The organism is Streptomyces sp. NPDC086147 (assembly GCF_040702165.1).
Taxonomy (GTDB): Bacteria; Actinomycetota; Actinomycetes; order Streptomycetales; family Streptomycetaceae; genus Streptomyces.
The window spans coordinates 777,923-800,093 of the sequence record NZ_JBFBJO010000001.1 but is presented as its reverse complement, the minus strand read 5'-3'; the positions used below and the strand labels follow the sequence as shown (position 1 = coordinate 800,093).

The 22,171-nt window shown below is 73.3% G+C and carries 20 protein-coding genes; 4 read left to right on the top strand and 16 right to left on the bottom strand.

The features are described from left to right. Positions 1-191 precede the first annotated feature (191 nt). Positions 192-704: a hypothetical protein gene (locus tag AB0398_RS03780; RefSeq protein WP_366372128.1), complete on the bottom strand. Its 513-nt coding sequence runs from the start codon at positions 702-704 to the stop codon at positions 192-194. 375 nt (positions 705-1,079) lie between these two features. On the opposite strand from AB0398_RS03780, the gene AB0398_RS03775 reads away from it, so the two are divergent. Beyond that, positions 1,080-3,080, top strand: a complete 2,001-nt coding sequence (locus AB0398_RS03775) for a protein kinase (RefSeq protein ID WP_366372126.1) — start codon at positions 1,080-1,082, stop codon at positions 3,078-3,080. A 77-nt stretch (positions 3,081-3,157) separates the two neighbouring features. Here the strand turns inward: AB0398_RS03775 and gatB are convergent, their stop codons facing one another. The 9 genes from gatB to AB0398_RS03730 form a co-directional block, all read right to left on the bottom strand. Then, positions 3,158-4,669 carry an Asp-tRNA(Asn)/Glu-tRNA(Gln) amidotransferase subunit GatB gene (gatB, locus tag AB0398_RS03770; protein WP_366372124.1) on the bottom strand — a complete coding sequence of 504 codons (1,512 nt, stop codon included), beginning with the start codon at positions 4,667-4,669 and terminating at the stop codon, positions 3,158-3,160. Positions 4,670-4,685: 16 nt separating this feature from the next. Further along, complete coding sequence (locus AB0398_RS03765) at positions 4,686-4,919, bottom strand: hypothetical protein (RefSeq protein WP_185893491.1); 234 nt, start codon at positions 4,917-4,919, stop codon at positions 4,686-4,688. Between the two features lie 5 nt (positions 4,920-4,924). Further along, entirely contained in the window at positions 4,925-6,424 is a 1,500-nt protein-coding gene (gene gatA, locus AB0398_RS03760) for an Asp-tRNA(Asn)/Glu-tRNA(Gln) amidotransferase subunit GatA (protein WP_366372122.1), read from the bottom strand. Between the two features lie 6 nt (positions 6,425-6,430). After that, positions 6,431-6,727, bottom strand: a complete 297-nt coding sequence (gene gatC, locus AB0398_RS03755; protein ID WP_015036350.1) for an Asp-tRNA(Asn)/Glu-tRNA(Gln) amidotransferase subunit GatC — start codon at positions 6,725-6,727, stop codon at positions 6,431-6,433. Positions 6,728-6,820: 93 nt separating this feature from the next. Beyond that, the gene (locus tag AB0398_RS03750) at positions 6,821-8,941 is read right to left on the bottom strand and encodes a bifunctional diguanylate cyclase/phosphodiesterase (RefSeq protein ID WP_366372120.1); all 2,121 of its coding nucleotides are present in this window, start codon (positions 8,939-8,941) and stop codon (positions 6,821-6,823) included. A 316-nt stretch (positions 8,942-9,257) separates the two neighbouring features. Beyond that, the gene (ligA, locus tag AB0398_RS03745) at positions 9,258-11,447 is read right to left on the bottom strand and encodes an NAD-dependent DNA ligase LigA (protein WP_366372118.1); all 2,190 of its coding nucleotides are present in this window, start codon (positions 11,445-11,447) and stop codon (positions 9,258-9,260) included. 32 nt (positions 11,448-11,479) lie between these two features. Continuing rightward, positions 11,480-12,493, bottom strand: a complete 1,014-nt coding sequence (locus AB0398_RS03740; protein ID WP_366372116.1) for a methionine synthase — start codon at positions 12,491-12,493, stop codon at positions 11,480-11,482. Positions 12,494-12,582: 89 nt separating this feature from the next. Then, complete coding sequence (locus tag AB0398_RS03735) at positions 12,583-13,281, bottom strand: SDR family oxidoreductase (RefSeq protein ID WP_366372114.1); 699 nt, start codon at positions 13,279-13,281, stop codon at positions 12,583-12,585. Between the two features lie 70 nt (positions 13,282-13,351). Next, positions 13,352-13,891: a TIGR00730 family Rossman fold protein gene (locus tag AB0398_RS03730; RefSeq protein WP_366372112.1), complete on the bottom strand. Its 540-nt coding sequence runs from the start codon at positions 13,889-13,891 to the stop codon at positions 13,352-13,354. A gap of 77 nt (positions 13,892-13,968) precedes the next feature. Between AB0398_RS03730 and AB0398_RS03725 the strand changes: the two genes are divergently transcribed. Both AB0398_RS03725 and AB0398_RS03720 read left to right on the top strand, forming a co-directional pair. Next, positions 13,969-14,562 (top strand): alpha/beta hydrolase, encoded by a 594-nt coding sequence (locus AB0398_RS03725; protein ID WP_366372110.1) that lies wholly within the window; start codon positions 13,969-13,971, stop codon positions 14,560-14,562. A 9-nt stretch (positions 14,563-14,571) separates the two neighbouring features. Further along, a complete protein-coding gene (locus AB0398_RS03720) occupies positions 14,572-14,976 on the top strand; it encodes an NIPSNAP family protein (RefSeq protein WP_366372108.1) in 405 nt (134 codons plus the stop codon). Between the two features lie 4 nt (positions 14,977-14,980). Here AB0398_RS03720 and mnmA read toward each other — a convergent pair whose 3' ends face one another. Beyond that, positions 14,981-16,120: a tRNA 2-thiouridine(34) synthase MnmA gene (gene mnmA / locus AB0398_RS03715; protein ID WP_366372106.1), complete on the bottom strand. Its 1,140-nt coding sequence runs from the start codon at positions 16,118-16,120 to the stop codon at positions 14,981-14,983. Positions 16,121-16,181: 61 nt separating this feature from the next. On the opposite strand from mnmA, the gene AB0398_RS03710 reads away from it, so the two are divergent. Next, the gene (locus AB0398_RS03710) at positions 16,182-16,832 is read left to right on the top strand and encodes an N-acetylmuramoyl-L-alanine amidase (RefSeq protein ID WP_366372104.1); all 651 of its coding nucleotides are present in this window, start codon (positions 16,182-16,184) and stop codon (positions 16,830-16,832) included. A gap of 16 nt (positions 16,833-16,848) precedes the next feature. On the opposite strand, the gene AB0398_RS03705 is transcribed toward AB0398_RS03710, so the two are convergent. The 5 genes from AB0398_RS03705 to AB0398_RS03685 all read right to left on the bottom strand — a co-directional run bounded on the left by AB0398_RS03705 (position 16,849) and on the right by AB0398_RS03685 (position 22,168). Continuing rightward, on the bottom strand, positions 16,849-18,012 hold the full coding sequence (locus tag AB0398_RS03705; protein ID WP_366372102.1) for a cysteine desulfurase family protein: 1,164 nt from the start codon (positions 18,010-18,012) through the stop codon (positions 16,849-16,851). 171 nt (positions 18,013-18,183) lie between these two features. Further along, positions 18,184-19,047 carry a thioesterase family protein gene (locus AB0398_RS03700; RefSeq protein ID WP_366372100.1) on the bottom strand — a complete coding sequence of 288 codons (864 nt, stop codon included), beginning with the start codon at positions 19,045-19,047 and terminating at the stop codon, positions 18,184-18,186. A gap of 23 nt (positions 19,048-19,070) precedes the next feature. Continuing rightward, positions 19,071-19,748, bottom strand: a complete 678-nt coding sequence (locus AB0398_RS03695) for a trimeric intracellular cation channel family protein (protein WP_366372099.1) — start codon at positions 19,746-19,748, stop codon at positions 19,071-19,073. A 111-nt stretch (positions 19,749-19,859) separates the two neighbouring features. Then, positions 19,860-21,170 carry an oligopeptide/dipeptide ABC transporter ATP-binding protein gene (locus AB0398_RS03690; RefSeq protein ID WP_366372097.1) on the bottom strand — a complete coding sequence of 437 codons (1,311 nt, stop codon included), beginning with the start codon at positions 21,168-21,170 and terminating at the stop codon, positions 19,860-19,862. Next, positions 21,167-22,168 (bottom strand): ABC transporter ATP-binding protein, encoded by a 1,002-nt coding sequence (locus tag AB0398_RS03685; RefSeq protein WP_366372095.1) that lies wholly within the window; start codon positions 22,166-22,168, stop codon positions 21,167-21,169. The genes AB0398_RS03690 and AB0398_RS03685 overlap by 4 nt, the downstream gene beginning before the upstream one ends. Positions 22,169-22,171: the final 3 nt, after the last annotated feature.

Here is a 22,171-nt window from a genome sequence, read left to right as displayed (position 1 = left end):
GGTGACGGGCGGAAGGCCCGGGGCGGACCGGGTGGTGAACGTCCAACACCCGGTCACGGGAGTCCAAGCCGGAACGGCTCCGCGCCGCACGGGCGGGTGGGGGTACGGGCGTGGTGCACGGGGGCACCCCGGGTGCCGGGGGGGGCTCACGGGCCGGTCTCGTCCGGGCCCAGGCGAGAGGCGGCCGGTCGTCACGGCCGACGATCACGGCCGGCCGCCGCGGCCGACCCCCACGGTCGGCAGTCACCGGCAGCCACGGGCTGCGGCACCGCGCCGCCGACCGCGCCGAGGAACTGCGCCATGGTCTGCTTGTCGAACTCCGCCTTCTCGCCGAAGGGTTTGATCCGGTCCGCGCCGTTCTCGGCGGTGGCCTGGAGGTCCGGCATGTACTCCGCCGCCATGTTGCCGAGGTTCGGGGCGATGCCGACGAGCGGGCCGTCGTCGACGGCGAGCCCCGCTGACGTGCCGACCTTCTCGACGACCTTCTCCATGACGCTCGCCATGCTCTTGGTGTGCTCCACGGGCTTCGCGTCCTCGTCGCCCGGGACGCGACCGGTGACCGCCGCCTCCAGGGCGTTGCCCATGGCCGACTGGCCGATCGCGCCGAGGTCGTCCCGGTTCACGACGAGGTCGCCGGGACCCGCGCTCGTACCGCCGTTTCCGTCGAGTCCGTTCAGCCGCGTCCGCGACGACTGCCGCTCCACGGCGTCGCTCTTGCAGCTTTTCCCACTCGCCCCAGGACATCGAACCCCCTCCTTCGACCGGGTCCGCATTTCATTCGGCGTACGCCGGAAGGTTCGCGGAAGCGATGGCCGACCCCCTGTCGCCCACCGCTCGGTTCCGGCCACGGCCGCATCGCTCGCACCCCTTCCACGCGGGGCCCGAGACCGTCCGGGCAGGAGGGTGGACGGGCGGACAGGGGTGGTCCGGAAAGCGGTTCGGCCGTGCGTCTGCGAACAATCGGGGAGGCCCTCGCGGACGCGGAATTCGCCCCTCTCGGGCGGGCCTTCTCCGGTTGACCACGGAGGCGGCCGGACGGCAAGCTGACTTCCTGTCATTCACTGTGCCCTGGGGGAAACTTGAGCAAGACGGCACACCACATCGGCCCCGACTCCGCTCCCGACCGGTACCGGCTCCTCCGGTCCATCGGACGCGGCGGCGAGGCCGTGCTCTATCTCGCGGAGATCGAGCTGGCGGGCGGCACCGAGCCGGTCGTCGTCAAGGTCCTCGACTCGAAGACGACGATCACGCCCGAGATCTTCGAGCGGATCAGCCAGAAGTGGAACGAGCAGGCCGAACTGCTCCGCTTCGTGCACCGCCCGGGCGTCGTCGGCGTGCGGGAGCACTTCCAGGGTCCGCCGATCCACCGGCCCGGCGAGTCCGGGACGATCACCGGCCGGGCCCTGGTGCTCGTCATGAACCACGTCGACGGCCTCGACCTGCGCGACTGGCGGGCCGAGCGCACCCTCGCCTCCCCCGCCGAGCGGCGCGAGGTGATGCGGACCCTGGAGCAGCTCGCGGACGTCCTCGACTGGCTGCACTCCGGGAAGGCCACCCCGTCCGGGCGCACGGTCGTCCACGGCGACCTCTCGCCGGGCAACGTCATGGTGGACGAGCACGGGCAGGCGACCCTCGTCGACTTCGGCCTCAGCAAGCTGACCGCCGACCACCAGACCGCCGAGGTGTGGTTCACCCCCGGCTACGCGGCCCCCGAGATCTTCGACGGCAAGCGCACCCCGGCCACCGACCGCTACGCCTTCGGCGCCATCGCGTACTTCCTGCTCAGCGGGCAGTCCCCGCCCACCGCTCCCGAGCAGCTGGTCGCCGCGCTCCGCGCGCTGCCGCAGATCGCCGGGCTGCCGGAGGAGCAGCGGGACCGGGTGCTGAGCATCGCCTCGGCCGACGCCGGGCGGCGCCCGATCTCCCTGTCGTCCTGGGTGAAGGACGTACGGCACGGGGTGGTGTCCACCACGACGACCTCGCGCCCGGCGACGGTCGCGGACGCGGTCCCGCCGGTCGCGGACGCGGTCCCGCCGGCCCCGGCCACGCCCCCCGTCCCGTCCGCCCCGCCCGTCGCACCGCCGCTGCCCGCGGCCCCGCCGCAGAGCGCGGCCGCCACGGCGGCACCGGAGGACCGGCCGTCCTCGGGACCCGTCGTGTCGCCGCCCCCGGTCGTGACCCCGCAGCCGGTGGTCGCCCCGCCCGTCGCCGCCCCGGCGACCCCCCTCGACCCGCGGCACGCCGCGTACCAGCCCACCGCCGCCCCGCACGGCACCGCCGACGCCCCCGGCTTCGGCGGTCCCGGTTCCGGTTCCGGCGGATCGGGCTTCGGAGCGCCCGGCTTCGGCCCGCCGACGCCTCCCCCGTCGTCGGGCCCGGCCACCGCCTCCACCCCGGTCCCCGAGCCGCGGCGCCGCCGTCGCAAGGGCCCGCTGATCGGCGCCGTGGCCGGTGTCGTCGTGGTCGCCGCCCTCGCGGTGGCCGGCGTCCAGCTCCTCGGCGACAAGGAGGGCGACGGCAAGAACACCGCCGCCGGCCCGGTCTCCACCTCCCCGGTCGCCTCGACGGAACCCACCCCGGACCCCGGCACCGAGAGCCCGTCGGAGGAGCCCACGAGCGAGGCGCCGACCGAGGACTCCGCCTCCCCCTCGGAGTCGGCGAGCCCGACGGACGACCCCGGCTCGGTGCGGGACCTCCCCGTGGCCGATCTGACCACGCTCGCCTCCGTCAGCGACCCCGACGACTTCACCGTCGGCGCCGCCAAGATCAACACCAAGGAGTACGGGGCCACCCTGATCGGCGACTGCTACAACGGCGCCTACGTGGAGTACGACCTCAACCGCGAGTGGAAGAACTTCGAGTTCACCGCCGGGATCGACGACGGCTCGAAGATCGAGTCCGCCCGGGTCGTCATCTCCGTCGACAACCAGCCCGCCCTCTTCAACGAGACGGTGGAGCTGGGCAAGCCGATCACGAAGAGCCTGAAGATCGACGGGGCCCTGCGGCTGCGCCTCAAGGTCGAGTCGACCTGCACCGACAGCGGCAACGCCGTCATCGCCGCCCCGCTCCTCAAGCGGTAGCCGGAAGGACACAAGACGGCGGCCCCGCACCGGAGTTCCGGTGCGGGGCCGCCGTCCGTACGCGTACGGGACGGGGATCAGCCTTCGGCGACGCCCAGCCTCTCCAGGATCAGGTCCTTGACCTTCGCCGCGTCCGCCTGGCCGCGGGTGGCCTTCATGACCGCGCCGACCAGGGCGCCGACCGCCGCGACCTTGCCGCCGCGGATCTTGTCCGCGATCGCCGCGTTGCCCGCGATGGCCTCGTCGACCGCCGCGCCGAGCGCGCCGTCGTCCGAGACGACCTTCAGACCGCGCTTCTCGACGACCTCGTCCGGGGTGCCCTCGCCCGCGAGGACGCCCTCGATGACCTGGCGGGCCAGCTTGTCGTTGAGGTCGCCGGAGGCGACCAGGGCCGAGACCCGGGCCACGTCCGCCGGGGTGATCGCCAGCTCCTCCAGGGAGACGCCCTGCTCGTTGGCGTTGCGGGCGAGCTCGCCCAGCCACCACTTGCGGGCCGAGGCCGCGTCCGCGCCCGCCTCGATCGTGGCGACGATCGGGTCGACCGCACCCGCGTTGAGGATGGACTGCATGTCCAGCTCGGACACGCCCCACTCCTCGCGCAGCCGGTTGCGGCGCACGCGCGGCAGCTCGGGCAGGCCCTTCCGCAGCTCCTCGACCCACTCGCGGGAGGGGGCCACCGGCACCAGGTCCGGCTCGGGGAAGTAGCGGTAGTCCTCGGCGTTGTCCTTGATGCGGCCAGAGGTGGTGGAGCCGTCGTCCTCGTGGAAGTGACGGGTCTCCTGCACGATCGTCCCGCCGGAGGACAGGACGGCCGCGTGGCGCTGGATCTCGAAGCGCGCCGCGCGCTCCACCGAGCGGAGCGAGTTGACGTTCTTCGTCTCCGAGCGGGTGCCGAAGGTCTTCCTGCCGTGCGGACGCAGCGACAGGTTCACGTCGCAGCGCATCTGGCCCTTGTCCATGCGCGCCTCCGAGACGCCCAGGGCGCGGATCAGCTCGCGCAGCTCGGCGACGTACGCCTTGGCGACCTCGGGGGCCCGGTCGCCCGCGCCCTCGATCGGCTTGGTGACGATCTCGATGAGCGGGATGCCGGCCCGGTTGTAGTCGAGCAGCGAGTGCGAGGCACCGTGGATGCGGCCGGTCGCGCCACCGATGTGGGTGGACTTGCCGGTGTCCTCCTCCATGTGGGCGCGCTCGATCTCCACGCGGAAGATCTCGCCGTCCTCCAGCTGGACGTCCAGGTAGCCGTTGAAGGCGATCGGCTCGTCGTACTGGGAGGTCTGGAAGTTCTTCGGCATGTCCGGATAGAAGTAGTTCTTCCGGGCGAAGCGGCACCACTCGGCGATCTCGCAGTGCAGCGCGAGGCCGATCTTGATGGCGGACTCGACGCCGATCGCGTTGACGACCGGGAGCGAGCCGGGCAGGCCGAGGCAGGTCGGACAGGTCTGCGAGTTGGCGTCCGCGCCCAGCTCGGTGGAGCACCCGCAGAACATCTTGGTCCGGGTGCCGAGCTCGACATGGACCTCCAGGCCCATGACGGGGTCGTACTCGGCGAGCGCCGCTTCGTACGACAGCAGTTCAGTGACAGTCACGGTGAGACTTTCCCTCTCAGCCCAGCAGGACGTCGTCGTCGCCCAGGCGCTTCAGCTCCCGGTAGAGGATCGCCAGGCCGGTCGCGATCGCGGCGGCGGACACCGCGGCGTCCAGCAGTCGCAGGACGTCGTTGTCGGCGCGGGCCAGCTTGGCCTGCTTGGCGACGCTGACCGCGCCGAAGGCGGTGGTGGCCAGCGAGACGTACAGACCGGTCTTCGACTTCTTGAAGTTCTTGGCCTTCTTTGCCATGGCACTCACAGCGACGGAGCCTCCTCGAGCAGCGGGTGTCCCCACTTTTCCACGAAGGCGGCCTCGACGGCGGCTCCGACCTTGTAGAGCCGGTCGTCCTTCAGGGCGGGGGCGATGATCTGCAGACCGACCGGCAGGCCGTCCTCGGGCGCGAGGCCGCAGGGCAGCGACATGGCGGCGTTGCCGGCCAGGTTGGTCGGGATGGTGCACAGGTCCGCGAGGTACATGGCCATCGGGTCGTCGGCGCGCTCGCCGATCGGGAAGGCGGTGGTGGGGGTCGTCGGGGAGACGATCACGTCCACCTCCTCGAAGGCCTTCTCGAACTCGCGGGTGATCAGGGTGCGGACCTTCTGGGCCGACCCGTAGTACGCGTCGTAGTAGCCGGAGCTGAGCGCGTACGTACCCAGGATGATGCGGCGCTTGACCTCGTCGCCGAAGCCCGCCTCGCGGGTGAGGGCGGTGACGTCCTCGGCCGAACGGGTGCCGTCGTCGCCGACGCGCAGGCCGTAGCGCATGGCGTCGAAGCGGGCCAGGTTCGAGGAGCACTCGGACGGCGCGATCAGGTAGTACGCCGAGAGGGCCAGGTCGAAGGTGGGGCAGTCCAGCTCGACGATCTCGGCGCCGAGCGACTTCAGCAGCTCGACGGACTCGTCGAAGCGCTGCACGACGCCGGCCTGGTAGCCCTCGCCGCGGAACTGCTTGACGACGCCGACGCGCATGCCGGCGACCGAGCCGTTGCGGGCGGCCTCGACGACCGGCGGGACCGGGGCGTCGATGGAGGTGGAGTCGAGCGGGTCGTGCCCGGCGATCGCCTCGTGCAGCAGGGCCGCGTCCAGGACCGTGCGGGCGCAGGGGCCGCCCTGGTCGAGGGAGGAGGAGAAGGCCACCATGCCGTAGCGGGAGACCGCGCCGTAGGTCGGCTTGACGCCGACGGTGCCTGTGACGGCGGCGGGCTGGCGGATGGAGCCGCCGGTGTCCGTGCCGATGGCGAGGGGGGCCTCGTACGCGGCGAGCGCGGCGGACGAACCGCCGCCGGAGCCGCCGGGGATCCGGGTGAGGTCCCAGGGGTTGCCGGTCGGGCCGTAGGCGCTGTTCTCGGTGGAGGAGCCCATCGCGAACTCGTCCATGTTGGTCTTGCCGAGGATGACGACGTCGGCGGCCTTCAGGTTCTTGACCAGGGTCGCGTCGTACGGCGGGATCCAGCCCTCCAGCATCTTCGAGCCCACGGTGGTCGGGATGCCGACGGTGGTGAAGATGTCCTTGAGCGCGAGCGGCACACCGGCGAGCGGGCCGAGCTTCTCGCCCCGGGCGCGCTTCTCGTCCACGGCGCGGGCCTGGGCGAGGGCGCCGTCGCGGTCGACGTGCAGGAAGGCGTGGACCTTCTCGTCGACGGCCTCGATGCGGGCGAGGTGGGCCTCGGTGACCTCGACGGCGGTCAGCTCGCCGGCGGCGATCTTCCCGGCGATCTCGGCCGCGGTGAGCTTGATGATGGTGTTGTCCGTCATGACTTCTTAGTCCTCCCCCAGGATCTGCGGCACCTTGAAACGCTGCTGCTCCTGGGCCGGGGCGCCGGAGAGCGCCTGCTCGGGGGTGAGCGACGGACGGACCTCGTCCGCGCGCATGACATTGGTCAGCGGCAGCGGGTGGGAGGTCGGCGGTACGTCTTGGTCGGCGACCTCGGAGACGCGGGCGACCGCGCCGATGATGTCGTCGAGCTGGCCGGCGAAGTGATCGAGTTCTTCGCCCTTCAGCTCCAGACGCGCCAGCCGTGCGAGGTGGGCGACCTCCTCGCGCGTGATGCCAGGCATGCGGTTCCTCACGGGGTGAGCTTGATGGTGTGGGTCCATCCTATGGGGCCCGCGCCCTCGCCCGTGCAGTAACCTCCCGCCGCCCCGGCCGGGTCACCCCCGGGGGGCGACCTGGCCCGAAGGGTGGTCCAGGTCGGTCGGGGGCGGGAGGTCGGCGGGGCGGCGCCAGCCGTGCTCGCCGCGGGCCAGGAGCCAGGCGGTCGCCTCGTCGGACGGCATGGCGGCGGCGACCAGCCAGCCCTGGACGGCGTCGCAGCCCAGGTCGCGCAGCCGCTCCCAGGTCTCGTCGTCCTCGACGCCCTCGGCGACGACGAGGAGGCCGAGGGAGTGGGCGAGGTCGACCGTGCAGCGGACGATCTCGGCGTCCTCCGTGTCGACGGCGAGCCGGGCGACGAAGGAGCGGTCGATCTTCAGTTCGCTGACCGGGAGCCGGCGCAGGTGGACGAGGGAGGAGTAGCCGGTGCCGAAGTCGTCGAGGGACATCTTGACCCCGTGGCCGGTGAGTCCGTTGAGCGTGTCGGCGGCCCGCTGGGGGTCCTCCAGGAGCACGTGTTCCGTTATCTCCAGCTGGAGGGAGCCGGCCGGGACGCCGTGGCGGGCGAGCCGGGCGGCGACGGCGCCCGCGAAGCCGGGGGTGTGGACGTCGCGCGGGGAGACGTTGACGGCGACCGGGACGTCGAGGCCCTGGGCGCGCCAGCGGGCGACCTGGGCGAGGGCGGTCTCCAGGACGTACTCGGTGAGGTGGGGCATCAGGCCGGAGGACTCGGCGATGGCGATGAACTCGTCCGGGGGAACCCTTCCGCGCTCGGGGTGGACCCAGCGGACGAGCGCCTCCAGGCCGGCGACCTGGCCGTCGAAGCGGACCTTGGGCTGGTAGTGGAGCTGGACCTCGTGGGCGTCGAGGGCGCGGCGCAGGTCGCCGAGGAGGCCGAGCCGGTCGGGGGTGTTGGAGTCGCGCTTGGACTCGTAGACCTCGACGCCGGTGCGGTCCCGCTTGGCCTGGTACATGGCGACGTCGGCGCGGCGCAGCAGGCCCTCGGCGTCGAGGGCGTGGTCGGGGAAGACGGCGACGCCGGCGCTGGCCTCCAGGACGAGGGTGAGGCCGTCGAGGTCGAGCGGGGAGGAGAGTTCGGCGACGAGGTGGCGGGCGACGCGCTGGGCGCTGGTGGTGGAGTCGGCGGTGGGCAGCAGGACGGCGAACTCGTCGCCGCCGAGCCGGGCGGCCTCGGCGCCGCGCGGCAGGGCGAGGCGGAGCCGGTCGGCGATCTGGAGGAGGAGCCGGTCGCCGGCGAGGTGCCCGAGGGTGTCGTTGACCGAGCGGAAGCGGTCGAGGTCGATGAGGACGAGGGCGGCGCGGGCGCCCTGGCCCTCGGCGTCCTCCAGGGCGGTCCAGGCCCGTTCCAGGAGCCACTGGCGGTTGGGGAGGCCGGTGAGCGGGTCGCGGAGCTGCTCCTCGGCGCGGGCGCGGGCGATCCAGAGGGTGGAGTCGAGGGCGATGAGGGGGACGGCGAAGAGCGGCAGGAGGACCGGGCGGCTCGCGGCGACGGCGCAGATGAGCGGGGCGATGCCGAGGAGGGCGACGGCGACGAGGCCCTGCCGGAGGAGGGCGGTGCGGGCGGCGGTGGGCAGTCCGCGGCCCTGGGGGGCGAGCGTGTACCACAGGAGGAGCCGGGTGACCACGAGGTAGGCGGTCGCGGCGAGCGCGATCTCCGGGAGGTCCCCGATGGTCCAGTCGAGGGGCTGCCAGGGCCGCTCGACGGTCGGCACGTCGCCGAAGAGGGCGAGGACGAGGGCGGCGGCGCCGACGCCGAGGACGTCGGCGGCGCCGTGCAGCAGGCCCTGTCGCCAGCGGTGGTGGCGGGCGGCGCCGACGAGGGTGACGACGGTCAGGGAGACGAGTCCGGCGGGCACCCAGCCGTACAGCAGGAGGACGGCGAGGGTGAGGGCGGCGCCGGAGCCGGTGCCGCCCCACCAGCGGTCGCGGCCGAGGGCGACCAGGTGGCCGACGATGAGGCCGGTGAGGAGGGCCAGGGACCAGCCGGTGACCCCGCCGGGGAAGAGTCCGTGTCCGGTGGTCAGGGCTCGCTGGAGGCCGGCGGCGAGCACGACGGCCGCGGTGCCCACCACGACTGCGGGCAGCCGGGAGGTGGAGCCCCCGGGGGCCGTGCGGCCGTGCGGCCGGGGGACCGGGGCGGCGCTCTCGGTCGGTTCCATTTCCGTCCCTCTCACAGGCGGCGGTGCCGTCGGTGTGCGATGGGCCGCGGGCAGGCGGCCGTACGTCGTCCGGCCGTCGTCGTCCGGTGCGGGGCCGCCGGCGGGCGGCCGCTCCTCGTGCCACGGGGCCGTTGTCCTGACGCCACGACCGGTAGAGCCCTCGCGCGGCCGCGCAGGACGAGACGCACGGTCACCACACTAGGCCGCCGAGGGCTCCGACGGGCAGCGCTCTCCGTGTCTTGCCCGAATGAGACCTGGCCACCCCTCACGATCTGGTATGCGCCGAACGGGTGATGTCTCCCGGGACGGAAAGGGGCTATTCGGCACTCTCGGGGATGGGGACCGCGGCCTCCAGGGCGGCGTCGGGGCCCTGTTCGAGCAGGATCGAGAAGCCTCCCTCGTCCAGAACCGGAACTTTCAGCTGCATCGCCTTGTCGTACTTCGAACCAGGGTTTTCCCCCACCACGACGAAGGAGGTCTTCTTCGAAACGGAACCGGTCACCTTCGCTCCGAGCCGCTGGAGCGACTCTTTTGCGCCATCCCTGGTGAACTTCTCCAGGGTGCCGGTGACCACGACCGTGAGGCCCTCCAGCGGGCGCGGCCCCTCGTCCTCGCCGGCGCCCTCGTCCTCCAGGGCGACCCCGGCGGCCCGCCACCTGCGCACGATCTCGCGGTGCCACTCCTCGGCGAACCACTGCTTCACCGCCGTCGCGATGATCCCGCCGACCCCGTCGACGGCCGCCAGCTCCTCCTCGCTCGCCCGCTCGATCCGTTCCAGGGAGCGGAACTCGCGGGCGAGGGCCGCCGCCGCGACCGGCCCCACGTGCCGGATCGAGAGCCCGTTGATGAAGCGGGCCAGCGGGCGTGTCTTCGCCTTCTCGATGCTCTTCAGCATCGCCAGGGCGTTCTTCTTCGGCTCGCCCTTCTGGTTGGCGAAGACGGTGACGATCTTGTCCTCGCCGGTCTTCGGGTCCCGCTTGGGCAGGCCGCTGCTCGGGTCGAGGACGTACGCCTTGATCGGCAGGAGCTGCTCGATGGTGAGGTCGAAGAGACCGCCCTCGTCCGCGAGCGGCGGTTCGGACGGCTCCAGGGGGCCGGTCAGCGCCGCGGCGGCCACCATGCCGAAGTGCTCGATGTCCAGGCACTGCCGTCCGGCCAGGAAGAAGAGCCGCTCGCGCAACTGGGCCGGGCAGGTCCGGGCGTTCGGACAGCGGAGGTCGATGTCGCCCTCCTTCATCGGCTTCAGCGGCGTCCCGCACTCGGGGCACTCGGACGGCATCACGAACTCCCGCTCGCCGCCGTCCCGCAGGTCCGCGACCGGCCCGAGGATCTCCGGGATGACGTCGCCGGCCTTGCGCAGCACGACCGTGTCGCCGATCAGGACGCCCTTGGCCCTGACCACCTCCTGGTTGTGGAGGGTGGCGAACTCGACCTCGGAGCCGGCCACGGTCACCGGCTCCACCTGCGCGTACGGGGTGACGCGCCCGGTGCGGCCGACGCCGACCTTGATGTCGAGCAGCTTGGTGTTGACCTCCTCCGGCGCGTACTTCCAGGCGATGGCCCAGCGCGGGGCGCGGGCCGTGGAGCCCAGCCGGCCCTGGAGCGGGATCTCGTCCAGCTTGACGACGACGCCGTCGATCTCGTGCTCGACGGAGTGCCGGTTCTCCCCGAAGTACGCGATGAACTCCCGCACCTCGTCGAGCGTGTCCGCCACCTTGTTGTGCCGGGCAGTGGGCAGGCCCCACTCGTGGAGGAGTTCGTACGCCTCCGAGAGCAGGGCGATGTCGAAGCCCTCGCGGGCGCCGATGCCGTGCACCACCAGGTGGAGCGGGCGGGAGGCGGTGACCTTCGGGTCCTTCTGGCGGAGCGAACCGGCGGCGGCGTTCCGCGGGTTGGCGAAGGGCTTCTCGCCGGCCTCGACCAGGCGGGCGTTGAGCCCGAGGAAGGCCTCCATCGGGAAGTAGACCTCGCCGCGGACCTCCACGAGGTCCGGGATCCGGTCGCCGCTCAGCCGCTCCGGGACGTCCACGATCGTGCGCACGTTGGGCGTGATGTCCTCGCCGGTGCGCCCGTCGCCGCGGGTCGCGGCCCGGGTCAGCCGCCCGTGCTCGTACGTCAGGTTCACGGCCAGGCCGTCGACCTTCAGCTCGCACAGGAAGTGGTGGTCGGGCGTGCCGACGTCCCGGGCGACCCGCTCGGCCCAGGCGGCCAGTTCCTCGTCGTCGAAGGCGTTGTCGAGGGAGAGCATGCGCTCGCGGTGCTCGACGGCCGTGAACTCGGTCTCGTACTGCCCGGCGACCTTCTGGGTCGGCGAGTCGGGCGTCCGCAGCTCCGGGTACTCCTCCTCCAGCGCCTCCAGGGAGCGCAGCAGCCTGTCGAACTCGCCGTCGCTGATGACCGGCTGGTCCTTCACGTAGTACCGGAAGCGGTGCTCCTCGATCCGCTCGGCCAGGTCCGCGTGCTTCTCCCGTGCCTCGGCCGGCGGGGCCCCCTCGTCGACTGCCACCTTCGTCCGTCCTCCCGTACCTCGGTCCCCGGTCACTCCGGGTTGTCCGCGAGCGACTTCGCAGCCCGGACGCAATGGGCGAGCGCCGCGCGGGCGTGGGCGGGCGACGCGCCCGCGAGCCCGCACGTGGGGGTGATCACCACGGACTCCGCGAGGGTCCCCGGATTCAGCCCCAGCCTGCGCCACAGCGTCCTGACACCCATGACGCTACCGCCCGGGTCCGACAACGGGCCGCCGGTGGACGGCACCACACCGGCGAAGAGCTTCGTGCCGCCCTCCACGGCCTCCCCGATCGCCTCCTCGTCACGCTCGGTGAGCAGCCCGAAGTCGAACGAGATCCCGGCGACTCCGGCCCGGCGCAGCAGCGCGAAGGGGACGTCGGGGGCGCAGGAGTGGACGACCACCGGCCCGTCGTGGACCGCGGCCACGTCCCGCAGGGCGCCCTCCACGACCTGCCGGTCCACGGCCCGGTACGTGCGGTAGCCGCTGGCCGTGCGGACCTGACCGCGCAGCACGGCGGTGAGCGAGGGCTCGTCGAGCTGGAGGACCACCCGGGCGCCGGGCACGCGCTTGCGCACCTCGGCCAGGTGCTGGTGGAGTCCTTCGGCGAGCGAGCCCACCAGGTCCCGGCAGGCGCCCGCGTCGCCGAGGGCGGCCTCGCCGCCGCGCAGCTCCAGGGCCGCGGCGAGCGTCCAGGGGCCCACCGCCTGCACCTTGAGCGCGCCCTCGTACCCCTGGGTGAACTCCTCCAGGGCGTCGAGGTCCTCGCCGAGCCAGGACCGGGCCCGCCGGGTGTCGCGGCCGGGCCGGTCGCTGATCCGCCAGCCGCTCGGCTCCACGTGCGCGTACAGGTCGACGAGCATCCCGATCGTCCGGCCGATCATGTCGGCGCCGGGCCCGCGCGCGGGCAGCTCCGCGAGGAACGGGAAGTCCTCGAAGGAGCCGGTGACGGTCTTGGCGGCCTCGCGGGCGTCGCCGCCGGGCAGGGATCCGACGCCGGTGGCGGGGCCCCAGGGGAAGTCGTTCTTCTCGGTCGTGTCGCTCACCCGGGAAGCCTACGTGCCGGGGGCGTGCCGGGCGGCGCCGGTGACTGTGTCCCGGGCCGCCCGGCCCCGCTCCCGCCGTCGCCCCGCCGTCAGCGTCCCGGGCGGACGGTGAGGTCGTTGATCTCGGCGTCGCGCGGCAGGTCGAGCGCGGTGAGGATCGCCGTCGCGACCGACTCGGGGTCGATCCACCGCGACGGGTCGTACTCCTTGCCCTCCTGCTGGTGCACCTTGACCTGCATGGGGCTGGCGGTGCGGCCCGGGTAGACCGAGGTGACCCGCACCCCGTGGGCGTGCTCCTCGTGGCGCAGGGAGTCCGCGAGGGCCTTCAGTCCGTGCTTGGAGGCGGCGTACGCGCCCCACTCGGCGTGCGCGTTGAGCCCGGCGCCCGAGTTCACGAAGACGACGTGGCCCTGGGAGACGCGCAGTTGGGGCAGGAAGTGACGGGTGAGCTCGGCCGGGGCGACCAGGTTGACGTTCAGCTGGTGGTGCCAGGTCTTGGGGGTGAGCTCGCCGACCGGCCCGAGGTCGACGACGCCCGCGACGTGCAGCAGGCCGTCGACCCGCTCGGGCAGGCTCTGGTGCGAGAACGCCCAGGACAGCCGGTCCGGGTCCGCGAGGTCCCCGACGAGGGTCCGGGCGCCGGGGAACTCGGCGGCGAGCTCCTTGGCCCGCCCCGCGTCGCGCGCGTGGAGCACGAGTTCGTCCCCGCGCGCGTGGAGACGGCGCGCGACGGCCGCGCCGATGCCGGAGCCGGCTCCGGTGATCACATGAGTAGCCATGGACCCCATGCTCGCATCAGCGGGAGGCGATCCCCGCGCGCGTGCCCGTACCCGGCGGGGGCCGGTCCCCGCGCCCGCGTCAGCGGGAGGCGATCTCCGCCTCCAGGTACGCGAGGGCCGCCGGGCCGTCGTCCGCGAAGAAGACGAGGTCGGCGAGGGGGAGCGGGAGGAAGCCCTCCTCCTCCATGCGCCGGAACTGGTCCTTCAGGCCGTCGTAGAAGCCCGCCGTGTTGAGGAGGACGACCGGCTTGCGGTGCTTGCCGTGCTTCTTCAGCTCCAGGATCTCGGTGGCCTCGTCGAGGGTGCCGGTGCCGCCGACCATGACGACGATCGCGTCGGACTTGGCGAGGAGGAGCGCCTTGCGCCGCGCGAGGTCCTCGGCGACGACCATCTCGTCGGCGTCCGGGCGGGCCTTGTGGGCGAGGAAGTCGACGGAGACGCCGACGATCCGGCCGCCCGCCTCCTGGACCCCGTCCGCGACGACCTTCATCAGACCGGTGTCGGAGCCGCCCCAGACCAGGGTGTGCCCCGCCTTGCCGAGCAGGGTCGCGAACTCACGGGCCGGGGCCGTGTACCGCTCGTCGAGCCGGGCGGCGGAGAGGAAGACGCAGATGTTCATGGGTTCACCGTAGGCGGTCGCGGAAGAGGTCCGGCGGGCGGCGATGAGTTCTCGGGACGGCCCCGGTCTGCCCTGCCATGGACGAGGTGAGCAGGTTCGGGGGACGCGTCACGTCACGGGACGGGACGCCGGTCGCGTACGAGCGGTACGGGGGCGGGGACGGGCCGCCGCTCGTCCTGGTGGGCGGGGCGCCGGGGACGGCGGCGGGCGAGCGGGCGCTCGCCGGGCTGCTCGCCCGGAGCCTCCCCGTCGTGGCGTACGCCCGGCGGGGCCGCGAGGGCGCGGTGGAGCGGGAGATCGAGGACCTGGCGGCCGTCCTGGCGGCGGCGGGCCCGGGGGCGGCCGTGCACGGCGCGGGCACGGGCGGCGCCCTCGCGCTCGCCGCGGCGGCGGCCGGGCTGCCGGTGGGGCCGGTGTCGGTGTACGAGCCGGCGCCCACCGGCGCGTCCCTCGGGCGGGTCTCCGCGCGCGTGCTCGTGGTCGACGGGGGCGCCAGCCCGGCGGAGGCCCGGCGCGCGGCCCGCGCCCTGGCGGCGGCCCTCCCCCGGGCCCGGCACCGCACCCTGACGGGCCAGACCCACGAGGTCGCCCCGCACGTCCTGGCGCCGGTCCTGGCGGGGTTCCTGGCGGATTCCCTCGCGGAGGAGCGGGACTTTCCGGGCAGGTCCTAGCCTTGGCCCATGATCACATGTGTCGTGCGGTACACGATCGACCCGAAGAAGATCGAGGCCTTCGAGCGGTTCGGTCGCCGCTGGATGGAACTGGTGCGGGCCCGCGGCGGCACGCACCACGGCTACTTCCTTCCGGCGGAGGGCGCGAGCGACGAGGCCCTGGCCCTGTTCAGTTTTCCCAGCCTGGCCGCCTACGAGGAGTACCGGCGGCTGTTCGGCCGGGACCCCGAGTTCATCGAGGCGGACCGCATTCGCGACGACAGCGGATGCGTGCTGCGCTACGAGCGCACCTTCATGCGTCCGCTGCTTCCCGGCGACCTCGCGGCGGCCGACACCGTCCCCGGGCCGGTGGCCGGAGGTCCGGAGGAGACGCCCCGGGCCGGGGACCCGGACCTGCCGGGCCCCGGGCGGTGACGACTCAGGCGGTGGCCGGGGCCGGCTCCGTCGTCCGTCGTACCGTCGTCGCGATCGTCGCCGAGCCCACCACGCGCGTGCCGTCGTACAGCACGATCGCCTGGCCGGGGGCGACGCCCCGGACCGGCTCGTCGAAGGTGACCCGCAGCTCGCCGTCCTCCATCACAGCGCCCACCGGCGTCTCGCCGCCGTGGGCGCGGAGCTGGGCGGTGTAGCGGCCGGGGCCCTCGGGGGCGGTGCCGCACCAGCGGGGCTTGATCGCGGTGAGGGCGGTGACGTCCAGGGCCTCGACGGGGCCGACCGTGACCGTGTTGTTCACGGGCGAGATGTCCAGGACGTAGCGCGGCTTGCCGTCCGCAGCCGGGTGGCCGATCCGCAGGCCCTTGCGCTGGCCGATGGTGAAGCCGTAGGCGCCCTCGTGGGTGCCGACCTTCGTGCCCGCCTCGTCGACGATGTCGCCCTCCGCCTTCCCGAGGCGGGTGGCGAGGAAGCCCTGGGTGTCGCCGTCGGCGATGAAGCAGATGTCGTGGCTGTCGGGCTTCTTCGCGACCGCGAGCCCGCGCCGCTCGGCCTCCGCCCGGATCTCGTCCTTGGTGGTGAGGGTGTCGCCCAGCGGGAACATCGCGTGCGCGAGCTGCTTCTCGTCGAGCACGCCGAGGACGTACGACTGGTCCTTGGCCATGTCGGAGGCGCGGTGCAGCTCGCGGGTGCCGTCCTCGTGGAGGACGACGGTGGCGTAGTGGCCGGTGCAGACCGCGTCGAAGCCGAGGGCGAGCGCCTTGTCGAGGAGCGCCGCGAACTTGATCTTCTCGTTGCAGCGCAGGCAGGGGTTGGGGGTGCGGCCGGCCTCGTACTCCGCGACGAAGTCGTCCACGACGTCCTCGCGGAACCGCTCGGCCAGGTCCCACACGTAGAAGGGGATGCCGATGACGTCGGCGGCCCGGCGCGCGTCGCGGGAGTCCTCGATCGTGCAGCAGCCGCGCGCTCCGGTGCGGAACGACTGCGGGTTCGCGGAGAGGGCGAGGTGGACGCCGGTGACGTCGTGGCCCGCCTCGGCGGCACGGGCGGCGGCGACGGCGGAGTCCACTCCGCCCGACATGGCGGCAAGGACGCGAAGGGGGCGCGGGGGCGGGGTCTGAGTCATAGCCCCACCAGGGTACGGGGCGCCGGGAACCACCGTCGCGGGAGTAAGCGTTCTCGATGACATGGGGAGCAAGGGGAACAAGGCGGTGGGACGGCGTGCCGTCCTGATCGGCGGCGGGGCCGCCGTGGTGGGCACGGCCGTGCTCGCCAGGGAAGAGCTGGCGCGCGCCTGGTGGCGGCTGCCGGGAACGCGGCGGAAGCGGGTGGAGGGGGAGCTCGACCACGCGTCCGCCGAGTGGACGTCGGCGGCGCGGGCGAACTGGCGGCGGGCGGACCGGCCGGACGACTACACGATCGACCGGGTCGTGATCCACGTCGTGCAGGGCAGCTACGCGACCGCCCTGAAGGTCTTCAAGAACCCGGGGCACGGGGCCGCCACGCACTATGTGGTCCGCAAGGACGGGCACGTGGCGCAGATGATCCGGGAGCTCGACGTGGCCTTCCACGCGGGGAACCGGGACATGAACGAGCGGAGCGTCGGCATCGAGCACGAGGGCTTCGTCGACCGGCCGCAGGACTTCACTGCGGCGATGTACGAGGGGTCGGCGCGGCTGACGGCCGACATCTGCGCCCGGCACGGGATACCCGTGGACCGGGAGCACGTCATCGGGCACGTCGAGGTCGAGGGCACCGACCACACCGATCCCGGCCCGCACTGGGACTGGGACCGGTACATGCGGCTCGTGCGGGAGGCGTCGAAGAAGCCCGTGTAGGCGGGGCCCCGGGGCCTTAGGTGAGGCCGGCCGTGCGGGCCCGCTCCACCGCCGGGCCGATCGCGTCGGCGACCGCCGCCACGTCCTCCTCGGTCGAGGTGTGGCCGAGGGAGAAGCGCAGGGTGCCCCGGGCGAGGTCGGGGTCGGTGCCGGTGGCGAGCAGGACGTGGCTGGGCTGGGCGATGCCGGCGGTGCAGGCGGAGCCGGTGGAGCAGGCGATGCCGGCCGCGTCGAGCAGCAGGAGCAGCGAGTCGCCCTCGCAGCCCGGGAAGGTGAAGTGGGCGTTGGCGGGGAGCCGGTCGACCGGGTCGCCGCCGAGGATCGCGTCGGGGACGGACGTACGGACGGCGGTGACGAGCGCGTCGCGCAGGGCGCCGACCTCGCGGGCGAACTCCTCGCGCCGCTCGGCGGCGAGCCGGGCGGCGACGGCGAACGCGGCGACGGCCGGGACGTCGAGGGTGCCGGAGCGGACGTGCCGCTCCTGGCCGCCGCCGTGCAGGACGGGCACGGGGGTGTGCTCGCGGCCCAGGAGCAGGGCGCCGATGCCGTAGGGGCCGCCGATCTTGTGGGCGGAGACGGTCATGGCGGCGAGCCCGGAGGCGGCGAAGTCGACCGGAACCTGTCCCACGGCCTGGACGGCGTCGGCGTGCAGGGGGACGCCGTACTCGGCGGCGACGTCGGCGAGTTCGCGGACCGGCATGAGGGTGCCGATCTCGTTGTTCGCCCACATGACGGTGGCCAGGGCGACGGTCTCGGGGTCGCGGGCGATCGCCTCGCGCAGGACCTCGGGGTGCACCCGGCCGTGCCGGTCGACGGGCAGGTACTCGACCCGCGCGCCCTCGTGGACGGCGAGCCAGTCGACGGCGTCGAGGACGGCGTGGTGCTCGACCGGGCTGGCCAGGACGCGGACGCGGCGGGGGTCGGCGTCGCGGCGTGACCAGTAGAGGCCCTTGACGGCGAGGTTGTCGGCCTCGGTGCCGCCGGAGGTGAGGACGACCTCGCTCGGCCGGGCGCCGAGGGCGGCGGCGAGGGTCTCGCGCCCCTCCTCGACGGTCCGCCGGGCCCGCCGTCCGGCGGCGTGGAGGGAGGAGGCGTTGCCCGTGACGGCGAGGTGGGCGGTCATCGCCTCGATCGCCTCGGGCAGCATGGGCGTGGTCGCGGCGTGGTCGAGGTAAGCCATGGTGGGTCGATTCTACGAGCCCGCCGGGGCGCTCCCGGCGCCTGGCCTGTTTACGCCCTCACGGGTGCGCCGCCGCCCCGTCCGGGTGCGCCGCCGCCCCCGTCCCTGTGCGGCGAGGACGGGGGCGGCGGTGGTCGGACCGCGCGGACTCGGCCGCGCGGGTGCGGGGGCTCAGCCGCGCGGGGCGCGGGCGAGCTGGCGGGACTGGGCGACCAGGCGGTCGGCGCTGTCCCAGACCTCGGCGTCCTCCTCCAGGAAGCCGCCGGCCAGGTTGCGGGTGGTGATGGAGACCCGCAGCGGGCCGGGGGCCGGGCGGCAGCGGACGTGGGTGGTGAGCTCGACGGTCGGGGTCCAGCCCTTCAGGCCCAGCTCGAAGGAGGTCGGCGGCAGGGCGTCGACGGTGAGCAGCAGGGAGAGGGCGTCGGGCTCGCGCCCGTCGGCGAGGCCGAACCAGGCGCGCATCTCGCCCTTGCCCGAGGGGGCGCCGATCGCCCAGCCGACGCAGGCCGGGTCGAGGCGGATGTCGAGCCGCTCGGTGATGGCGGAGGAGCCGGGGATCTGCGGGGTCGGGCCGTCGGAGGCGCCGAAGCAGTTCTCGATCGGGGCCATCGCCGGGGGCGTCGCGCTGGTGCGGACGTCGTCGGGGAGGGCGTCGAGGTCTCCGTACGAGGCGAGGACGCGGATGCGCTCGACCTCGGTGCCGTCCTCGGCGTACTGGAAGAGCGAGGCCTGTCCGGTGGAGAGGGTCCGGCCGGTGCGGACGGTCTCGGTCCGGATCACCGCGGGGCCGGGCACGGACGGCGTGAGGTAGTGCGCCGAGATCGTGAACGGGTCGGGGTGCGGGAGGTGGTGGCCGAGGGCGCGGCCGAGCAGGGCGAGGAGGTAGCCGCCGTTGACGGCGTGGATGATCGTCCAGCCGGCGGAGAGGTCGGCGTCGTAGACGCCGGGCTCCCGGAGGACGACGGCGGTGTCGCGGTCGAACTCGTTCGTGACGACGGCGTGCGTCCCGGCGTTCGTCTCGGTGCTCGTGCTCATGGACCCGAAGGTACCGCAGGTTACTACTGAGCGGTAGCTTTCTCGGGGTCCTCGCGGGTGGAGGAGCGGCGGTTCCAGGCGCGGGGCGCGCGCCAGTGGTAGCGCATCGCGAGGAGGCGGAGCACGAAGGCGGTGAGGACGGCGGCGCCGCTCGTGAAGGCGTTGAGCGCGTCGAAGCGGATGCAGAGCACGACCATCGTCGCGCCCACGATCGCCGGGACGGCGTAGAGGTCGCGGTCCCAGCGCAGCAGCGAGGGCACCTCGTTGGCGAGCACGTCGCGCAGGACGCCGCCGCCGACGGCGGTGGCGAGCCCGAGGGCGGCGGAGGAGGTGAGGCCGAGGCCGTAGTCGTACGCCTTCGTCGTCCCCGTCACGCAGAAGAGGCCGAGCCCGGCGGCGTCGAACACGTTGACGGCGGTCTGGGTGCGCTCCACCTGCGGGTGCAGGAAGAAGACGAGGACCGTCGCGACCAGGGGCATGAGGAAGTAGCCGAGGTCGGTGAAGGCGGCGGGGGGCACGGCGCCGATGATCAGGTCGCGCAAGAGGCCGCCGCCGAGGGCGGTGACCTCGGCGAGGACGGCGATGCCGAAGACGTCGAAGTTCTTCCGGACGGCGAGGAGGGCGCCGGAGATGGCGAACACGAAGATGCCGACGAGATCGAGGGCGTGTTGGACGGAGGGGGTGAACAGGTCGTGGAGCACCGCCCCATTGTCCTGGTCCGGAACCCGTGCCCCTTCCCTCCGGGGGGCCGGGAGAGCCGGAAGGCCGGAGCGGCCGCGATGCGGCGGCTCCGGCCTTCCGGTCGGCGCGTGCTACTTCTCCGACGCCCCGGGCTTGTCCGAAGACTCGGGCTTGTCCGAAGACTCGGGCTCGTCCAACGCCTCGGGCTTGCCCAATGCCTCGGGCTTGCCCAATGCCTCGGGCTCGCCCAATGCCTCGGGCTCGCCCAACGCCTCGGGCTTGCCCAACGCCCCGGGCTTGCCCGAAGACTCGGGCTCGGCCTTCTCCGGCTCCGGCTTCGCCGGCTCGGCCGGCCCCGCCGGCGCCCCCGACTCCGGTGACGTCCGGGCCGCCGGGACCGTGTCGGTCTTGCCGGCCGGGACGATCGCGACCGCCTCCGTCCGCTTCACCGTCCCGGCCTCGATCCCGGCCGCGAAGTGGCAGGCCACCTTGTGCCCGTCGCCCAGGTCCACCAGCTCCGGACGCTCCGTCGCGCAGCGGGTCTCCTGCTTCCACGGGCAGCGCGTGTGGAAGCGGCAGCCCGTCGGCGGGTTGGCCGGCGACGGCAGGTCGCCGCGGAGCAGGATGCGCTCGCGGCGGTCCTCGACCTCCGGGTCCGGCACCGGCACCGCCGACATGAGCGCCTTGGTGTACGGGTGCTTCGGCGCCGCGTACAGCGCGTCGCTCGGGGCCTCCTCGACCAGCGCGCCCAGGTACATGACCCCGATGACGTCCGAGATGTGCCGGACGACGGCGAGGTCGTGCGCGATGACCAGGTAGGTCAGGCCGAGCTGCTCCTGGAGCTCCTCCAGGAGGTTGATCACCTGCGCCTGGATCGACACGTCGAGCGCCGAGACCGGCTCGTCGCAGATGATCACGTCGGGTTCGAGGACGAGCGCCCGCGCGATGCCGATGCGCTGGCGCTGTCCGCCGGAGAACTCGTGCGGGTAGCGCGAGAGGGCGTTGGCGGGGAGGCCGACGCGGGTGAGGATCTCCTTGATCCGCTCCCGGCGCTCGTCCTGGTTCGCGCCGATGCCGTGCGCGGCCATGCCCTCGCTGAGGATCGACTCGATGTTCTGGCGCGGGTTGAGGCTGCCCAGCGGGTCCTGGAAGACCATCTGGAGGCGGCGGCGGAACCGGCGCATCTCCTCGTCGGGCAGCTTGGCCAGGTCCGTGCCGTCGAGGACGATCTCGCCGTCGGTGACGTCGACGAGGCGCAGCACGGCCCGGCCGAGCGTCGTCTTTCCGCAGCCGGACTCGCCCACGAGGCCGTACGTCTGGCCGGCCTCGACGTTGAGCGAGATGCCGTCGACGGCGTAGACGTGGCCGACCGTGCGGTTGAAGAGGACGCCCTTCCTGACGGGGAAGTGGACCTTCACATCGTTGAGTTGGAGCAGGCTCATGCCGGCACCTCCGACTCGGCCTGGGCGGGGAGGACGGGGTTGACGCAGCGGACCCGGTGGTCCTTCGCGCGCGGTTCCGTCAGTTCGGGCGTGCCGGTCAGGCACTCCATCGTGTAGGAGTCGCAGCGGGGCGCGAAGGCGCAGCCGTCGGCCCAGGCGATCTTGTCGTTGATGGATCCGCGGATGGGCCGGAGCGGCTCGCCGCGCGGGGCGTCCAGGCGCGGGATGGAGCCGAGCAGGCCGTGCGCGTACGGGTGGGTCGGGTGCGCGAACAGTTCGCGGCGGGCCGCGGACTCCACCGCCCGGCCCGCGTACAGCACGTTGACCTGGTCGCAGAGGCCGGCGACGACACCCAGGTCGTGGGTGATCATCAGCAGGGCGGTGCCCTCCTGGTCGACGAGTTCCTTGAGCAGTTCCAGGATCTGGGCCTGGATGGTCACGTCGAGCGCGGTGGTCGGCTCGTCGGCGATGAGCAGCCGGGGCGCGCACGCCACGGCCATCGCGATGAGCGCGCGCTGGCGCATGCCGCCCGAGAGCTGGTGCGGGTACTCCTTCAGGCGCCGCGTCGGGTCGGGGATGCCGACCCGGTCGAGCAGGTGGGCGGCCTCCTTGCGGGCGGCCTCGCCCTTCATGCCCCGGTGGCGCCGGAGGATCTCGGTGACCTGGACACCGATGGGGACGACCGGGTTCAGCGAGGAGAGCGGGTCCTGGAAGATCATCGCGAGCCGGCTGCCGCGCATGTCGCGGATCTTCTTCTCGCTCAGGCCCAGCAGGTCGGTGCCGTCGAAGACGGCGCGCCCGCCCACGGTGACGCCCTTGCGCGGCAGCAGGCCCATCAGGGCCAGCGAGGTCACCGACTTGCCGCAGCCGGACTCGCCGACCAGGCCCACGACCTGTCCCTGGTCGACGTCGAAGGAGACCCCGTCCACCGCGGTGGACGGCGTGCGGCCCCGGCCGCCGAAGGTGACGGTGAGTTCTTCAACCGAAAGAAGTGCCATGGG